General features: G+C 70.1%; 10 protein-coding genes and 1 pseudogene. 5 read left to right on the top strand and 6 right to left on the bottom strand.

Going from position 1 to position 17,393, the window contains the following annotated elements; all coding sequences use genetic code 11:
* The first annotated feature begins 289 nt into the window (after positions 1 to 289).
* Genes bioA through bioB form a run of 4 tightly spaced genes read left to right on the top strand, consistent with a single transcriptional unit; the run spans position 290 to position 4,624 of the window.
* A complete protein-coding gene (gene bioA / locus EX20_RS01425; protein ID WP_011886179.1) occupies positions 290 to 1,636 on the top strand; it encodes an adenosylmethionine--8-amino-7-oxononanoate transaminase in 1,347 nt (448 codons plus the stop codon).
* A complete protein-coding gene (gene bioF, locus EX20_RS01420; RefSeq protein ID WP_011886180.1) occupies positions 1,633 to 2,844 on the top strand; it encodes an 8-amino-7-oxononanoate synthase in 1,212 nt (403 codons plus the stop codon). The genes bioA and bioF overlap by 4 nt, the downstream gene beginning before the upstream one ends.
* Positions 2,841 to 3,560, top strand: coding sequence for a dethiobiotin synthase (bioD, locus tag EX20_RS01415; protein WP_011886181.1), 720 nt, complete (start codon positions 2,841 to 2,843; stop codon positions 3,558 to 3,560). Before bioF ends, bioD begins: the two co-directional genes overlap by 4 nt.
* A gap of 44 nt (positions 3,561 to 3,604) precedes the next feature.
* Entirely contained in the window at positions 3,605 to 4,624 is a 1,020-nt protein-coding gene (bioB, locus tag EX20_RS01410; protein ID WP_034192523.1) for a biotin synthase BioB, read from the top strand.
* Between the two features lie 251 nt (positions 4,625 to 4,875).
* Here the strand turns inward: bioB and EX20_RS01405 are convergent.
* Positions 4,876 to 5,585 (bottom strand): annotated as a pseudogene (locus EX20_RS01405) (copper homeostasis protein CutC).
* Positions 5,586 to 5,745: 160 nt separating this feature from the next.
* Positions 5,746 to 7,032, bottom strand: a complete 1,287-nt coding sequence (locus EX20_RS01400; RefSeq protein ID WP_034192522.1) for a sensor domain-containing phosphodiesterase — start codon at positions 7,030 to 7,032, stop codon at positions 5,746 to 5,748.
* Positions 7,033 to 7,321: 289 nt separating this feature from the next.
* Between EX20_RS01400 and EX20_RS01395 the strand changes: the two genes are divergently transcribed.
* On the top strand, positions 7,322 to 8,989 hold the full coding sequence (locus tag EX20_RS01395; RefSeq protein ID WP_014723754.1) for a Na+/H+ antiporter: 1,668 nt from the start codon (positions 7,322 to 7,324) through the stop codon (positions 8,987 to 8,989).
* Positions 8,990 to 9,079: 90 nt separating this feature from the next.
* Here EX20_RS01395 and EX20_RS01390 read toward each other — a convergent pair whose 3' ends face one another.
* The 4 genes from EX20_RS01390 to EX20_RS01375 form a co-directional block, all read right to left on the bottom strand.
* Positions 9,080 to 12,685, bottom strand: a complete 3,606-nt coding sequence (locus EX20_RS01390; RefSeq protein WP_034192521.1) for an indolepyruvate ferredoxin oxidoreductase family protein — start codon at positions 12,683 to 12,685, stop codon at positions 9,080 to 9,082.
* Between the two features lie 1,803 nt (positions 12,686 to 14,488).
* A complete protein-coding gene (locus EX20_RS01385) occupies positions 14,489 to 15,046 on the bottom strand; it encodes a sugar O-acetyltransferase (RefSeq protein WP_034192520.1) in 558 nt (185 codons plus the stop codon).
* A gap of 63 nt (positions 15,047 to 15,109) precedes the next feature.
* Entirely contained in the window at positions 15,110 to 16,078 is a 969-nt protein-coding gene (locus EX20_RS01380) for an ion channel (RefSeq protein ID WP_034192519.1), read from the bottom strand.
* A gap of 196 nt (positions 16,079 to 16,274) precedes the next feature.
* Positions 16,275 to 17,294, bottom strand: coding sequence for a sulfate ABC transporter substrate-binding protein (locus EX20_RS01375; protein ID WP_011886189.1), 1,020 nt, complete (start codon positions 17,292 to 17,294; stop codon positions 16,275 to 16,277).
* Between the last annotated feature and the right edge of the window lie 99 nt (positions 17,295 to 17,393).

Below are 17,393 nucleotides of genomic sequence, written 5' to 3'. Positions count from 1 at the left end.
TTTCTCCTTCCAACCCCGATTCTTCCGGCTCGCTCGCGCCGCTTTCCCACGATTTTTTCTGTTGGGTGGGCTCACTCGAACGTCGTCATCTGCGGTCATTTCGGAGCATCTGGCGCGTACCGTTCCGAGCGCCCCCGATCTGCGCCGAACTCCCGTCCCATAAGGCTTTGCGGCGTTTGTAACCGGTAGTGCAACGGGCCGCGGAACACGCTAATCTCAGCGCGTTTTCCGTCAGTCGCCGCGCGGCATCCGGTTCGATGCCCGCCGCCGTTTGTCTCCCGGAGTTGCCTTGAGTACGCCAGCCACCGACGACTGGGTCGCGCGCAGCCTGCGCGCGGTCTGGCACCCCTGCACCCAGATGAAACACCACGAGCGCCTGCCGCTCGTCCCCGTCGCGCGCGGCGCCGGCGTATGGCTGTACGACCGCGACGGCCGCCGCTACTTCGACGCGATCAGCTCGTGGTGGGTGAACCTGTTCGGCCATGCGAATCCGCACATCAACGCCGCGCTGAAGGACCAGCTCGACACGCTCGAGCACGCGATGCTCGCCGGCTGCACGCACGAGCCGGCGATCGAACTCGCCGAGCGGCTGCATGCGCTCACCGCGCGCACGCTCGGCCACGCGTTCTTCGCGTCGGACGGCGCATCGGCCGTCGAGATCGCGCTGAAGATGAGCTTCCACGCGTGGCGCAATCGCGGCCAGGGGGACAAGCGCGAATTCGTGTGCGTCGCCAACAGCTATCACGGCGAGACGATCGGCGCGCTCGGCGTGACCGACGTCGCGCTGTTCAAGGATGCGTACGACCCGCTGATCCGCAACGCGCACGTGGTCGCCTCGCCCGATGCGCGCGGCGCGCAGCCGGGCGAGACGGCCGCCGACGTCGCGCAGCGCGCGCTCGGCGACGTACGCCGCCTGTTCGCCGAACGCGCCGGGCAGATCGCCGCGCTGCTCGTCGAGCCGCTCGTGCAGTGCGCGGCCGGCATGGCGATGCACGATCCGTCGTACGTGCGCGGGCTGCGCGCGCTGTGCGACGAGTTCGGCGTGCATCTGATCGCCGACGAGATCGCGGTCGGCTGCGGCCGCACCGGCACCTTCTTCGCGTGCGAGCAGGCCGGCGTATGGCCCGATTTCCTGTGCCTGTCGAAAGGGATCAGCGGCGGCTATCTGCCGTTGTCGCTGGTGCTCACGCGCGACGACGTGTACGCGGCGTTCTACGACGACGACACGACGCGCGGCTTCCTGCATTCGCATTCGTACACCGGCAACCCGCTCGCGTGCCGCGCGGCGGTCGCCACGCTCGAGCTGTTCGCGCGCGACGACGTGCTCGCCGCCAACGCGCGCAAGTCGGCCGCGCTGCGCGCCGCGCTCGCGCCGCTCGACGCGCATCCGCAGGTGCGCCACCTGCGCGAGCGTGGCACGCTGTTCGCGTTCGACGTCGCGCTCGACGGCGACGCGGCGCGCGGCTTCTCGCGCCGCTTCTTCGAGCGCGCGCTCGAGCGCGAACTGCTGCTGCGCCCGATCGGCACGACCGTGTACCTGATGCCGCCGTACGTGATGACCGACGACGACATCGCGTGGCTCGCGCAACGCACGCGCGACACGCTCGACGCCACGCTCGCGGAGGCCGCACGATGAAGCCGGGCGCGCCACCCATCGCCACGCCGCTGCTCGACACGCTGCAGCGCGGCCTCGCCGAGCTCGACGCACAGGGCCTGCGCCGCGTGCGCCGCACCGCCGACACCGCCTGCGACGCGCACATGCGCGTCGACGGCCGCGACATCGTCGGCTTCGCGAGCAACGATTACCTCGGCCTCGCCGCCCATCCGGCGCTCGTCGCCGCGTTCGCCGAAGGCGCGCAGCGTTACGGGTCGGGCAGCGGCGGCTCGCATCTGCTCGGCGGCCATTCGCGCGCGCACGCGCGCCTCGAGGACGAACTCGCCGGCTTCGCGGGCGGCTTCTCCGACGCGCCGCGCGCGCTGTACTTCAGCACCGGCTACATGGCCAACCTCGCCGCGATGACCGCGCTCACCGGCAAGCAGGCGACGATCTTCTCCGACGCGCTGAACCACGCGTCGCTGATCGACGGCATCCGGCTGTCGCGCGCGAACGTGCAGATCTATCCGCACGCCGACATGCACGCGCTCGGCGCGCTGCTCGATGCGTCCGATGCGCCGACGAAGCTGATCGTCAGCGACACCGTGTTCAGCATGGACGGCGACCTCGCGCCGCTCGCCGAACTCGTCGCGCTGGCCGAACGCCACGGCGCATGGCTCGTCGTCGACGACGCGCACGGCTTCGGCGTGCTCGGCCCGCAAGGCCGCGGCGCGCTCGCGGCCGCCGCGCTGCGCTCGCCGAACCTCGTCTACGTCGGCACGCTCGGCAAGGCCGCCGGCGTCGCCGGCGCGTTCGTCGTCGCGCACGAGACCGCGATCGAATGGATGATCCAGCGCGCGCGCAGCTACATCTTCACGACGGCCGCGCCGCCGGCGGTCGCGCACGCGGTGTCGGCGAGCCTGAAGGTGATCGGCGGCGACGAAGGCGACGCGCGCCGCGCGCATCTCGCCGCGCTGATCGAACGCACGCGCGCGCTGCTGCGCGCGACGCGCTGGCAGCCGGTCGATTCGCACACGGCCGTGCAGCCGCTCGTGATCGGCAGCAACGACGCGACGCTCGCGGCGATGCGCGCGCTCGACGCCCGCGGGCTGTGGGTGCCGGCGATCCGCCCGCCGACGGTGCCGGCCGGCACGTCGCGGCTGCGCATCTCGCTGTCGGCCGCCCATTCGTTCGACGATCTCGCGCGGCTCGAAGCCGCGCTGATCGCAGCCAGCGAGGCGAGCGCATGAGCACCGCACTGTCCGTTTTCGTCACCGGCACCGACACCGAGATCGGCAAGACCTTCGTATCGGCCGCGATGCTGCACGGCTTCGCGCGGCACGGGCTGCGCGCGGCCGCGCTGAAGCCGGTCGCGGCCGGCGCGTACGAGCGCGACGGCATCTGGCGCAATGAGGACGCCGACCAGCTCGACGCCGCCGCGAACGTCGCGCTGCCGCCCGAGCTGCGCACGCCGTTCCTGCTGAAGGCGCCGGCCGCGCCGCACATCGTCGCCGCGCACGAAGGCGTGACGCTCGACATCGACACGATCGTCGCGAGCCATCGCGAAGCGCTGACGCGCGCGAACGTCGTCGTCGTCGAAGGCGTCGGCGGCTTTCGCGTGCCGCTCAACGACACGCAGGACACGGCCGATCTCGCGGTCGCGCTCGGCTTGCCGGTCGTGCTCGTCGTCGGCATCCGGCTCGGCTGCATCAGCCATGCGCTGCTGACGGCCGACGCGATCCGCCAGCGCGGCCTCACGCTCGCCGGCTGGGTCGCGAACCACGTCGATCCGGCGATGTCGTACGCCGACGAAAACGTCGCGACGATTCGCGACTGGCTCGCGCGCGAGCATCGCGCGCCGCTGCTCGGCCGCGTGGCGCACCTACGGCCCGCCGCCCCCGAATCCGCCGCGGCGATGCTCGACATCGCCGCGCTCGTCGACACGCTGCGCCGCGCGCAGCATTGACGCCCCCATCCCCACGTTCCCGCATCCAGCACAGGAAAACCACCATGACCCAAGCCCAGACCGCCGCCGTGCAACCCGACGCGATCCCCGTCGCGGCACCGACGCCGCAGCGCTGGCGCGTCGCCGACGTCGTCGCGCTGTTCGAGCTGCCGTTCAACGACCTGATGTTCCGCGCGCAGCAGGTGCATCGCGAGTATTTCGATGCGAACGCGGTGCAGCTGTCGACGCTGCTGTCGATCAAGACGGGCGGCTGCGAGGAGGATTGCGGCTATTGCTCGCAGTCGTCGCACCACGACACGGGGCTGAAGGCCGAGAAGCTGATGGACGTCGATGCGGTGCTCGAGGCCGCGCGCGCGGCGAAGGCGAGCGGCGCGAGCCGCTTCTGCATGGGCGCCGCATGGCGCAATCCGAAAGAACGCCACATGCCGGCGCTGACCGAGATGGTGCGCGGCGTGAAGGAGCTCGGCCTCGAAACCTGCATGACGCTCGGCATGCTCGAGGACGAGCAGGCGCAGCAGCTCGCGCACGCGGGCCTCGACTACTACAACCACAACCTCGACACGTCGCCGGAGTTCTACGGCCAGGTGATCTCGACGCGCACGTACCAGGACCGTCTCGACACGCTCGACCGCGTGCGCGACGCGGGCATCAACGTGTGCTGCGGCGGCATCATCGGGATGGGCGAGTCGCGCCGCGAGCGCGCGGGGCTGATTTCGCAGCTCGCGAACCTGAATCCGTATCCGGATTCGGTGCCGATCAACAACCTCGTCGCGATCGAAGGCACGCCGCTCGAAGGCACCGCGCCGCTCGATCCGTTCGAGTTCGTGCGCACGATCGCGGTCGCGCGCATCACGATGCCGAAGGCCGTCGTGCGCCTGTCGGCCGGCCGCGAGCAGCTCGACGACGGGCTGCAGGCACTGTGCTTCCTCGCGGGCGCGAACTCGATGTTCTACGGCGACCAGCTGCTGACGACGAGCAACCCGCAATCGCAGAAGGATCGCGCGCTGTTCGAGCGGCTCGGCATGCGCGCGAGCGACGCGGACGCGATGTCCGCCGACGCGTAAGCGTCAGCGCGCTCGCCCGCCGCGCACGAAGCGGCGGGCGGATCTGCGCGGCTTCCGGCGCTCTCGGGCGCCCGGGGCAGCGGCTGTTCGGCGATCTCGCGGGCTTGCCTGAACGAAGCGCGCAAACGACGCTGCCGCGTAAACGACAAAACCCCATGCTCCGAAAAACATGGGGTTCGTCAGCGTTCCGAGCCGGGACATCCGCCGGCTTTTTCTCTCCGCAACGCCGGCGCGCAACGCCGGCGACCGCCTCACACGTGCGCCGCCGCGCCGTCGAGCGCGGCGCGCACGCGCGCGACCTGCTCCGCGTCGACGGGCGCGAGCACTTCGCCTCGGGGCCGCACGCCCGAGCCGAAATGCACCGCCCGCACGCCGGTGGCGCGCACGAAATCGCCGACCGCATCGACCGTCAGCCCCGAGCCGGCCAGCACCGTGCACGTCGTGCCGGCCGCCTGCCGCACCAGCCGCGTGATCGTCGCGACCGCGTCGAGCACCGACGGATGGCCGCCCGAGGTCAGCACCGACGTGACGGCCGGCACGCGCAGCAGCGCGTCGAACGCGGCGTTCAGATCGCGGGCGACGTCGAAGGCGCGGTGGAACGTGAGCGCGCGCCCGTCGGCGGCGGCCGCGATCCGCGCGAGCGCGTCGACATCGACGTCGCCGTGCGCATCGAGCGCGCCGAACACGACGCCGTGCGCGCCGGCCGCGACGGCCGCGCGCACGTCGCGCTCGATCACGCGCAGGTCGTCGGCGTCGTAGACGAACGAGCGGCTGTGCGGGCGCACGATCACGTTGACCGGAATCGGCACCGCGGCGACGACGGCCTCGATCAGGCCGACGCTCGGCGTGAGCCCGCCTTCGCTGATCGCGGTCACGAGCTCGAGGCGGTCGGCGCCCGCGCGTCGCCGACGGTCGTCGCGATGACTTCGAGAAGGACGGAGGAAGCGGCAGTTCGGTTCATCGGCAGGCTCGCGAATCGTCTGGACAATTCGCGCATCCTAGCCGAGCGGCGCGACGCGCGCCAGCATCCGGCGCGCGCCGCCCGTCGGTGCGCTACGGCCCGTTCATGCGAAAAACGGGCTTGCTCCCCTGTTTGGAAAGACTCGTTCGCGGGGCCGGCCCTACGCGCCGTCGGCCGTGTCGTCGCGCCAGTCGATATCGCCGCACAGCACGTGCAGCGCATCGCCGATGCGCACGGCCACCGACAAGGTCACGCACGGCTGCGCCTCGCTGATCGACAGATACGGGCGCGTCAGCTGCACGCGCCCCGGCTCGGCGATCGCGGTGCGGAAATACGGCCGGCGCAGCCAGTTCGCGCCCTGCGCATCGGCCAGCGGCGAGAACCGCGCCTCGGCGAGCGCGCGGTCCGCGCGCAGCACGACGTTGCGGCCGGACTGACGGCCGCGCGCGTCGAGCAGGAAGCAGCGCGCGGCGTCGTCGAGCGCGAGAAAGTTCCAGCACACCTCGTCGAGCGCTTCGCCGGCCGCGAGCCGCTCGGCCGCGCGTTCGAACGCGCGCAGGTACGGCGCGAGCCGCTGCGCATCGCGCCGCTCGCGCGCTTCGGATTGCTGCCGGAAGCGCTCGGTCAGCTCGCCGATGCAGCCGGTCGCCGCCGCGCTGTCGGGCAAGCCGGGCGCCGGGCGGCCGAAGTAATAGCCCTGCACGAAATCGGCCTCGCACGACAGCGCGATCTGCGCGTCGTGCTCGGTCTCGATCCCCTCGACGAGCACCAGCTTGCCGGCCTCGTGCAACAGCGTGACGAGCCCGTGCAGGATCGCGGTGAGCCCCGTGCGATGCGCGGCGTGCGACAGCATGATGCGGTCGAGCTTCACGATGTCCGGGTTCAGTTGCCAGATCCGCTCGATGTTCGAGTGGCCGGCGCCGAAATCGTCGAGCGCGATCAGGAAACCGTGCGCGCGAAACTCACGCACGGCGTCGGCGAGCCGCTCGACGTCTTCCGCGCGCTGTTCGAGCACTTCGAGCACGACGCGGCGCGGCGGCATGCCGAGCCGCTTCAGGTTGGCGAGCAGCGCGGCGGCCTGGAACGGGTCGGTCAGCACGCCCGGATGCACGTTGAGAAACAGCCATTCGCGCTCCGCGCCGAGCAGCGCGAAATTCTCGAGATGCAGCGCCTGCGCGAGCCGGTCGAGCTGCAGCAGCTCGCCCTGGCGCGCGGCCTGGCCGAACACGTCGAGCGGCGACACCGCACGGTCGAGCGGATCGTGCGCGCGCAGCAGCGCCTCGTAGCCCACCGCGCGCTGGTGCGACAGGCTGAAGATCGGCTGAAACACGGTCGTGAGCGTCAGCTCGTGGTGCTGGGTCGCCAGCCGTTCGAAGCCGGAGCTCATCTCCCGCTCGAAACGATACGGCGACGCGGCAGCCGGACGCTCCTGCTGCACGATGGTCATGGCTGCCTCCTGCCGATGCGGCCGAACGTGGCGGGTGAACGGGGCGGCGCGCGCAATGTCATGGTGAATTCCTCGGTGCTCCGGTCGTTGCCGGACGGTACGCAAGCATCAAGCAAGCTCCGTGCAAGCGCTGAACACATATGCCGCACGCGCCTGCGCGCCCGCCGCACCAGCCTGGCGCAGCCGTGCTGCACCGTTTGCGTGCGCGCGCACCGGCGCACTCGAGCGCAGCGCGCACGTCGTCACGCTACACTGCGTACGGTCGTTCCATTCTCCTCGTGCCGTATCGATGGAAATCGTCTTCACCGTCCTCATTCTGCTGCTCACGGTCGCGCTGTCGGGCGCGCTCACGCGTGTGCTGCCGTTGCGGCTGCCGCTGCCGCTGATGCAGATCGCGTTCGGCGCGATGCTCGCGTGGCCCAGGCTGAACCTGCACGTCACGTTCGATCCCGAGATCTTCATGCTGCTGTTCATTCCGCCGCTGCTGTTCGCCGACGGCTGGCGGATCCCGAAGCGCGAGCTGTACATGCAGCGCCGCGCGATCCTGATGCTCGCGTTCGGGCTCGTGTTCATGACGGTACTCGCCGTCGGGTATTTCGCGCACTGGCTGATACCCGAGTTGCCGCTGCCGATCGCGTTCGCGCTCGCGGCCGTGCTGTCGCCGACCGATGCGGTGGCGCTGTCCGGCATCGCCGGCAAGGGCCGCATCCCGCCGCAGCTGATGCACATCCTCGAAGGCGAGGCGCTGATGAACGACGCGTCGGGCCTCGTCGCGCTGAAGTTCGCGATCGCCGCCGCGCTCACCGGCATGTTCTCGCTGCGCGACGCGTCGATCACGTTCGTGATCGTCGCGGCCGGCGGGCTCGCCACGGGCGCGGGCGTCGCGTGGCTGTTCAGCGCGCTGTCGACGCGCTTTCTCAACGCCGAGCAGGAAGGCGATCCGGCCCCCGGCATCGTGATGACGCTGCTGGTGCCGTTCGCCGCCTACCTGTTCGCCGAGCATCTCGAGCTGTCGGGCGTGCTCGCGGCGGTGTCGGCCGGGATGATGATGAATTACACGAGCTTCTCGCGCAAAAGCACCGTCGCGTCGCGCGTGCGCGCGGAGAGCACGTGGGCGATGATCGAGTTCGTGTTCAACGGCATGGTGTTCATCATGCTCGGGCTGCAGCTGCCGCACATCATCGGCAGCGCACTGGTCGACGCGCACCACACGAGCGATGCGCTCGTCGGCCGGATGATCTTCAACGTCTGCGCGATGATGGTCGCGCTGTATGCGATCCGCTTCCTGTGGGTGTGGCTGCTGCGCTGGATCGCGAGCCGCCGCGCCGCGCGTCAGGGGCTGCCCGGCACGATGGCCGGCGTGCGCACGATCGCGGTGATGACGGTCGGCGGCGTGCGCGGCGCGGTCACGCTCGCCGGCGTGCTGTCGATTCCGGTCGCGCTGTCGAACGGCGCGCCGCTGCCGGGGCGCGACGCCGCGATCTTCATCGCGTCGGCGGTGATCCTCGGCTCGCTGATCGTCGCGATGATCGGCTTGCCGCTGCTGCTGCGCGGCATGCGCGCGGCGCGCAACCCGCTCGCCGCCGAGGAGCGCGCCGCGCGCGCGGCCGCCGCGCAGGCCGCGATCCGCGCGATCGACGCGTCGCACGACGCGATCGCGGCCGCGCTCGACGAATCGGGCGCCGCGCGCTGCGCGGACATCTCGGCGCGCGTGATGGACCTGTACCGCCGCCGCCTCGCCTCGCTCGCCGACGACGGCCCGACGCCGCGCGCGCAGGCGCATCAGAGCGAAACGATGGAGCTGCAGATGCGGATCGCCGCGGTGCGCGCGGAGCGCACGGTGCTGTATCGGCTGCGCAGCGAAAGCCGCATCTCGGACGAAACGCTGACGAAGCTGATCCGCGAGATCGATCTGTCGGAGACGGCGCTGTCGACGCGCAAGAAGGGCCTCGTCTGATGCGTCGATGCACGCCGCCGCGCACGGCCACCGCATGAAGAAACGGCGACGCTCGCGCGTCGCCGTTTTCGCATCGGGCGGGCGGTTGCCTTACTTCGCGACGACGACCGGAATCCCCTTCAGCATGCCGGCGCCCTTCATCTCGTCGAGCGCATGCTGCACGGCCGCGCTCGTCGCCGCGTCGATGCCGAGCTGCAGCGCGAGCTCGCGCTCCGCCCGCTTCACACCCGCGAGGTTGCGCACCTTCACGTGGCCGAAGCCGCGCACGCGCGCATGCAGTTCGGCCAGTTGCGCGACCTGCGCCGCGTTGGCGGCCGTCATCGCGGCGAGCGCGCGCGTGAGCGTCGTCTCGTAGTCGTCGGCGAGCGCGCGCTCCATCCGGCGCTCGGCCGTGCGGCCGAACGGATCGAGCGGCGTGCCGCGCAGGCTGCGCACGCGCGCGAGCACGCCGAGCACCGGCCACAGCCACTGGCCGAACACGCGCTTGTTCGGCGCGCTGCCGTCGCGGCCGGCCTTCGCGAGCGCCGGCGGCGCGAGATTGAACTTCACGCGATAGTCCTGCCCCGGCACGCCTTCGAACTGCGCTTCGAGCGCCGCGCGGAACGCGCCGTCCGCATAGAGCCGTGCGACCTCGTATTCGTCCTTCACCGCGAGCAGGCGGTAGAAGGTCGTCGCGACCGCGCGCGTCAGCGCCTCGTCGCCCTTCGCGCGCGCCGCGTTCACCAGCGCGCGGTAGCGCTCGACGTAACGTGCGCCGCCGTATGCCGACAGGCGCGTCTCGCGATCGGCGATCAACGCGTCGAGCGGAGCAGGCGTGTCCAGCGTGTCGGAGGCGGCGGCTGTGGAAACCATCGGCGCGAGCCCCGCATGGCGCGCCCGCCACAACGCGTCGAGCCCCGTGGCGTCGCCGGCCGCCATCCGGCCGATCGAGAACGCGAGCTTGTTCATCGGCACCGCGACGTTGTTCAGCTCGATCGCGCGCATCATCGCGGCGAGCGACACCGGCACGAGACCGAGCTGCCACGCGTAGCCGAGCATCAGGATGTTCGCGCCGATCGAGTCGCCGAGGAATTTCGCGGCGAGCGCCTGCGCGTCGCAGCTCGACAGATGGCCGGCGCCGGCCGCGTGACGCATTTTCTCGAGCAGCGCGTCGGCGTGCAGGTTCGCGTCCGGGTTCTGCACGAACGACGCGTTCGGAATCCGGTGCGTGTTGACGACGATGCGCGTGCGCTCGTGGCGCACCGTCTGCAGCGCCTCGGCGCTCGCGCCGACCACCATGTCGCATGCGAGCAGCACGTCGGCCTGCTGCGTGTCGATGCGCACCTGGTTCAGCCAGCGGTCGCTCGACGCGATCCGCACGAACGACAGCACCGAGCCGCCCTTCTGCGCGAAGCCCATGAAGTCGAGCACCGACGCGCTCTTGCCCTCGAGGTGCGCGGCCATGCTGATCAGCGCGCCGACCGTCACGACGCCCGTGCCGCCGACCCCGGTCACCAGCATGTCGTACGGCGCCGCGTCGAGATGCGTCGCGGGCACCGGCAGCGCGTCGACGCGCGCGGCGAGCGCGGCCTCGTCGAACGCCGCGCCGGCCGCCTTCTTCAGCGCCGCGCCTTCGACCGTCACGAAGCTCGGGCAGAAGCCGTTCACGCACGAGTAGTCCTTGTTGCACGACGACTGGTCGATGCGGCGCTTGCGGCCGAGCGGCGTCTCGAGCGGCTCGACCGACAGGCAGTTCGACTGCACGCCGCAGTCGCCGCAGCCTTCGCACACCGCGTCGTTGATGAACAGCCGCTTATCGGGATCGGGGAACTCGCCCTTCTTGCGGCGGCGGCGCTTCTCCGCCGCGCAGGTCTGGTCGTAGATCAGCACGGTGACGCCCGGCGTCTCGCGCAGCTCGCGCTGCACCGCATCGAGCTCGCTGCGGTGGTGGAACGTCGTGCCGGCCGGGAACTGCCCGTGATGGCCGTCGTACTTCTGCGGCTCGTCCGACACCACGACGAAGCGCGACACGCCTTCGGCTTCGACCTGCCGCGCGATCTGCGGCACCGAGATGCTGCCGTCGACCGGCTGGCCGCCCGTCATCGCCACCGCGTCGTTGTAGAGGATCTTGTACGTGATGTTCGCTTTCGCGGCGACCGCCTGACGGATCGCGAGGATCCCCGAATGGAAGTAGGTGCCGTCGCCGAGGTTCTGGAACACGTGCTTCGTGTTGGTGAACATCGCGTGCGCGGCCCAGTCGACGCCTTCGCCGCCCATCTGGATCAGGCCGGTCGTGTCGCGCTCCATCCACGACGCCATGAAGTGACAGCCGATGCCGGCCTGCGCGATCGAGCCTTCGGGCACCTTGGTCGACGTGTTGTGCGGGCAGCCCGAGCAGAAATACGGCGTGCGCTTCACCGCATCGGCTTCGTTCGACAGGATCTGCGGGGCGACGAGATCGACCACGCGTTCGCGGCGATCGAGCGCCGGCTTGTGGCGCGCGAGCCAGTCGGCGAACACCGGCAGGATGCGCGACGGACGCAGCTCGCCGAGTTCCGACAGCAGGCACGCGCCGGCCGCGTCGTGCTTGCCGAGCACGCGCGGGCGCGCGCCTTCCGCGCGGTTGTACAGGTAGTCCTTGATCTGCTGCTCGATGACGGGGCCCTTCTCCTCGATGACCAGCACCTCGGCGAGCCCGTCGACGAAGGTGTCGATGCGCGTCATTTCGAGCGGATACGACAGGCCGACCTTGTAGATCCGCACGCCGGCCGCGTCGAGATCGCCGACCGTCAGGTCGAGGCGGCGCAGCGCTTCCATCAGGTCCAGATGCGCCTTGCCGCACGTGACGATGCCGACGTTCGCGTGCGCGCCCGGCGCGATCCACTTGTCGATGCTGTTGGCGCGCGCGAAATGGCGCACCGCGTCGAGCTTGGCGGCGAGGCGCGCTTCGATCGTCAGGCTCGGCAGGTCGGGCCAGCGGTTGTGCAGGCCGCCGGCCGGCGGCGCGAAGCCGGCCGGCGCCGGCCACTGCGTCTGCAGCGCGTCGAGATCGACGGTCGAGCCCGACTCCACCGTCTCCGAGATCGCCTTGAAGCCGACCCATGCGCCCGAGTAACGCGACAGCGCCCAGCCGTACAGGCCGAATTCGAGCATGTCGGCGATGTTCGACGGGTTCACGATCGGCATGTGCCACGCCATCATCGCGAAGTCGCTCTGATGCGGCATCGACGACGACACGCAGCCGTGGTCGTCGCCCGCCACCACCAGCACGCCGCCGTGCGGCGACGAGCCGTACGCGTTGCCGTGCTTCAGCGCGTCGCCGGCGCGGTCGACGCCCGGGCCCTTGCCGTACCACATCGCATACACGCCGTCGACGGTGCGCTCCGGGTCGGCCTCGACGCGCTGGGTGCCGAGCACCGCGGTGCCGCCGAGCTCCTCGTTGATCGCGGGCAGGAAGCGCACGCCGCCGGCGGCGAGCAGCTTCTTCGCCTTCCACAGCTGCTGGTCGACCATCCCGAGCGGCGAGCCGCGGTAGCCGCTGACGAAGCCGGCCGTGTTCAGGCCCTGCGCGGTGTCGGCTGCGCGCTGCATCAGCAGCAGGCGGACCAGCGCCTGCGTGCCGGTCAGGAAGATGCGGCCGCGCGTGGCGGTCAGGTTGTCGGTCAGCCGGTAGTCGGATAGAGCGGGCGTGCCGTCGACGGGCAGGCGGGCGGTCATGGGGGATGTCTCCTGATTGTGCTTTGTGCTGTGCCGGGCCGCGCGCCGCGGCGTCGGACGACGCCGGCCGCGAGCAGCGGGATGGCTCTATTTTTTCGCGGGAAGGCGAGAAAGTTTTTTCTCATCTTGCTGACACGGCGTCGAAGCGAGAAAGACTGCACAGGTTTTGCTGCGGAATTGAGAGAGTTCTGCCGCAGGCTGGTGGGCGGCTCGCGGCGCACGCCGAGACGGGCGGGCGCGCTGCAGCGCTCACGCGGCGAGGCGGCGGCCGCGGGAGCAGCGGCACGTGCGCGCAAGGCCGCGCGGCAACGGTTTCGCGGCGATCGCGAGCATCCTCACCCATGAAATGCACAGCGTTCGCATTGGTCGCGGGCGCCGGATATCCACAACGCCCGGCTGCAGGCGGACGCTCACCGGTCGATTGCACAGCGTTTCGAGTGTCGTCGGGGGGTGGATTATCCACAACGCAATCGGCCCGCCCATCCAGCGGATCGAGGCGCTCACCATTCAAATCCACAGGGCTGCGAGTCGATGCGGAGGCCGGATATCCACACCCGCCTGCCCGCTTCCCGCCGATGCGGCGGCGACGCTCACCGGTCGAATGCACAGGATTGCGAGTCGATTGAGCGGGGGCGATTGTCCGCAGCGGTGTGCGGCTCGCCGCGGAAGCGTGTGGGTTCGGGGCACCTCGGGCGCAGCCACATACTAAAAACCCTGTGAGCTTCGATGGTGAGCAGCGGCACGCAAGCGGATGAGGAGGCCGATTTGGCTGTGGACAGAACCCACCCATCACAACTCGAAACGCTGTGCATTCCGACGGTGAGCGACGGCAAATCGATCGAACGGCCGCGCCGATTCGGGAATGAACGGCCCTTTCCGCGATCACTCGAAACGCCGTGCATTTCAAGGGTGAGCGGCGATCGGGAGATCGATGTGGACAACTCACCCACGCAACCACTCGCAACACTGTGAAATCGAACGGTGAGCGTCGGCGCGGTATCGCATGACGACCGCCGATTCGGGCGCGAACCGACGCGCGAGATGCCGCTCAGCCCCGCGCGCCGGGGCTCGCGCGCACGCGGCCGCGCCGCGCGCATCGGCGCTCACCGTCGGGATACACAGCACATCGACTGGTTCGGGCGAGCGCATATCCACATCGCGGCAAGCAGTCGAATGAAACGCGCGATCGCGAGTGCGGTTAGAATGCGCGACCGCCGAAGCCGTCCACGGGAACGCGCTAGGCCACGCAGGCAGACCTCGGGCGCGACCGGGCCGCGACGCTCACCATCGGAATACACAGCGCTGCGACTGCGTTCGGCGGCAAGATATCCACAACGCGAAACGCTCGCGCGATCGATCGTCGAAGCGAGCGGCGCGCCTGAACGCGCAACGCGCCGAATGTCGGGCAGCGCGCGGAAGCCCGCGCGGCGCAAGCGTCACACGCGAGCGGACGCCGGCGCTCACCGTCAGCGAGCACAGCGTTTTTCGTCGTTGCGCGCCAGGTTGTCCACATGCTGCGGCAGGCATTCTTGCCCACGGGCGCATGCTCACCGACCAAATGCACAGCATTGCGACTGCGTGCGAAGCGAGATATCCACAACCGACATCGCGCGGACGTTGGCCGCCCGCGCATGCGCAACGTCGGCTAATGCACACGCCGGCGCGCCCGCGCCAACCGCCGCAAAGCCGCGCCGCTTCAGGCTTGCGCCGCATGCTCACCGGTCGCTTGCACAGCATTTCGATTGAGCGAAATGCCGGTTGTCCACATCCGCCGCGCAGTGGCGTCGCCGCCGCCCCACGCCGTCACTCCGCAATCGAACGGACGATCCGCGCCGGGTTGCCGGCGACCAGCGTATCCGGCGGGACGTCGCGCGTCACGACCGAGCCGGCGCCGACCACCGCGTTCTCGCCGACCGTCACGCCGCCGAGGATCGTCGCGCCCGCGCCGATCCACACGTTGTTGCCGATCGAGATCGGCCGGGCCACGACCGCGTCGCGTCGGCGCGACGGCTCGAGCGGATGGCCGGACGTGATGAGGCTCACGTTCGGCCCGATCATCACGTCGTCGCCGATGTCGAGGCCGCCGAGGTCGTAGAACGTGCAGTTCTGGTTGACGAACACGTTCCGGCCGATCCGCGTGGCTGCGCCGCCGGTTGCGTAGAACGGCGGAATCAGCAGGAAGCCGTCGTCGATCGGCTTGCCCGTCAGTTCGCCGAACAGGCTGCGGACTTCGTCCGCATCGGCGAACGTCAGCCGGTTGAGCCGCGCGGTGATCGCCATCGCGCGCGCGAGCTCGGCGCGCATCGCCGCCGATTCGGGCGTGCGCCGGGAAATGATCGTCGTGCGGTCGTCGTGGGCCATGCGGTGCCTTCTCCGTGGGTTCGATCCGGCGCGCGGCGCATCACGCTGGGTGCGGCGCGCCGCTCATGCGGCCGGCCCGGGCGCGCGCGCCGACCCGCCCGCATCGACCACCTCGCCCGGCAGACCGCCTGCGTCGCTGTCTGCGTCGACCGGCACGACCTCGTGAAAATGCGTGTAGTCGATGTGCGTGATGCCGCCCTCGTCGCGCATCAGGTCGACATAGCGGTGACGCCAGCGGATCTCGGCGTGGGTCCACGTGTGGCGCGCCTGCATGACCTGCGACGTCGTCTCGTCGGAGCCCTCGATCGTGATCAGCAGCGACGCGTCGCGCGCGGCGAGCGATTCGGCCGTTTCGCCGAACAGCGGGCTGGTTTCGTCGATCACGTGCATCAGGTTCCAGCCGAGCAGGAAGATCGGATGCTCGTTGCGCACGAGCGGCAGATCGTGGATCTTGCGCAGCGTATAGCCTTCGTGCGCGCCTTCGACCCGCATCAGCCGCAGTTTCGCCTGCGCTTCGGCGATCACGTTCTGACGCGCGTTGGCGGCGCGGACCATCAGCGTCATCCGCCCGTCCAGCGGCCGCACGATCGCGTAGCGCGCGAACAGGATCTTCGCCTGCGGTCGCGAAAAGCGCGCGAACACGAGGCCGGTGGCCAATGCGATGCCCGACATCCCGATGAAGATCTCGAACGTGGCGACGACGTGCGCGTAGACGGTCTGCGGATGCATGTCGCCGTAGCCGACCGTCGCGAGCGTCTCGACGCTGAAGAAGAACGCGCCGGTGAAGCCGGCCGGCGACTGGTTCGCGATCGGCTCGTGGCCGAGCAGGTAGAGCAGCGCGAAGCCGCCGTTGATCAGCAGGAACAGCACCGCGAGCGACAGGAAGAACACGGGCCAGGTGACCGTCAGCGCGCGGTGATACAGGTCGCGCCAGCCGAGCGGCGGCATGCCGTACGCGATCACCGGGCGGGTGCCGGACCAGATCCGGCGGCCCCGGCCGCGGGAGAAAGGGGAAGACGGATCGACGTTCATCGCGCGACGCCTGGGACAGGAAGGCGATGAGCGTAGCATGCGCGGGCGCGGGGCGCGCGTACGGTGCGGAGGTCGCGCGGGGAGGGGTTTCGTGCAGCGCTCACGCGCTGCACCGAGGCCGCGGTGCGCGCGAGATCGGCGCTGCGCCGACGGACGCGCGGCGCGCGAAAGATCGCGCCCTCCGCGCGCGCCGCCCTTACTTCCGGTCGACGATCACGCGATCGAACGTGCCGCCGTCGGCGAAGTGCGTCTTCTGCGCGTTCGCCCAGCTGCCGAAAACCTGCTCGACGCTGAACGTCTTCAGCGGCTTGAACTCGGCCGCGTGCTTTTTCAGCACGTTCGGATCGCGCGGGCGCAGATGGTGCTGCGCGACGATCTCCTGCGCCTGCGGCGTGTACAGATAAGCGAGATAGGCCTGCGCGACCTTGCGCGTGCCCTTTTTGTCGACGACCTTGTCGACCACGGCGACGGGCGGCTCCGCGAGAATGCTCGCCGACGGATACACCGCGTCGAATTGCGCGCCCGATGCGCCGGTGTCCATCAGCGCGACCTCGTTCTCGAACGTGACGAGCACGTCGCCGATGCCGCGCTGCGTGAAGGTCGTCGTCGCGCCGCGGCCGCCCGAATCGAGCACCGGCACGTTGCGGAAGATCGCCTTCTCGAAATCGAGCGCCTGCTGGTCGGTCGCGCCCTTCTGCTTCTGATAGCCCCACGCGGCAAGATACGCGTAGCGGCCGTTGCCCGACGTCTTCGGATTCGCGATGACCACCTGCACGCCCGGCTTCGCGAGATCGCTCCAGTCCTTGATGGCCTTCGGGTTGCCCTTGCGCACGAGGAACACCATCGTCGTCGAGTACGGCGAGCTGTTGTCGGGAAAGCGCGCGCGCCAGTCCTTCGACAGCAGCTGGCCGCGCTCGGCGAGCAGGTCGATGTCGTTCGGCTGGTTCATCGTCACGACGTCGGCCTGCAGCCCTTGCAGCACCGACAGCGCCTGCGCGCTCGACGCGCCGTGCGACTGCTTGATCGTCACCGTTTCGCCGGTCTGCTGCTTGTACGCCGCGGCGAAGCTCGCGTTGATGTCCTTGTACAGCTCGCGCGTCACGTCGTACGACACGTTGAGGATCGACGTGTCCGCGTGCGCGGCCGTTGCCGCCACGACCAGCGCCGCCGCCGTGCCGGCGTGCAGCCAGCGGCCGATCACCTTGATGCCTGCCATCGCGATATACCCCGTTTCCAGTGGTGGTGAATGTGCGTGACGGCGCGCGTGCGCACCGTCATCGAAACGTAAGCGGGCATTCTAGCGGCCGGGCGCCGC

This window comes from Burkholderia sp. WP42 (genome assembly GCF_000745665.1).
Taxonomy (GTDB): Bacteria; Pseudomonadota; Gammaproteobacteria; order Burkholderiales; family Burkholderiaceae; genus Burkholderia; species Burkholderia vietnamiensis.
The sequence above is the reverse complement of the archived record's forward strand: the minus strand, read 5'-3'. Positions and strand labels throughout refer to the sequence as shown.

Coding starts and splice junctions, on each gene's coding strand:
- bioF (WP_011886180.1), top strand. CDS start 1,633: ATGAAGCCGGGCGCGCCACCCATCGCCACGCCGCTGCTCGACACGCTG.
- bioD (WP_011886181.1), top strand. CDS start 2,841: ATGAGCACCGCACTGTCCGTTTTCGTCACCGGCACCGACACCGAGATC.
- bioB (WP_034192523.1), top strand. CDS start 3,605: ATGACCCAAGCCCAGACCGCCGCCGTGCAACCCGACGCGATCCCCGTC.
- EX20_RS01400 (WP_034192522.1), bottom strand. CDS start 7,032: ATGACCATCGTGCAGCAGGAGCGTCCGGCTGCCGCGTCGCCGTATCGT.
- EX20_RS01395 (WP_014723754.1), top strand. CDS start 7,322: ATGGAAATCGTCTTCACCGTCCTCATTCTGCTGCTCACGGTCGCGCTG.
- EX20_RS01390 (WP_034192521.1), bottom strand. CDS start 12,685: ATGACCGCCCGCCTGCCCGTCGACGGCACGCCCGCTCTATCCGACTAC.
- EX20_RS01385 (WP_034192520.1), bottom strand. CDS start 15,046: ATGGCCCACGACGACCGCACGACGATCATTTCCCGGCGCACGCCCGAA.
- EX20_RS01380 (WP_034192519.1), bottom strand. CDS start 16,078: ATGAACGTCGATCCGTCTTCCCCTTTCTCCCGCGGCCGGGGCCGCCGG.
- EX20_RS01375 (WP_011886189.1), bottom strand. CDS start 17,294: ATGGCAGGCATCAAGGTGATCGGCCGCTGGCTGCACGCCGGCACGGCG.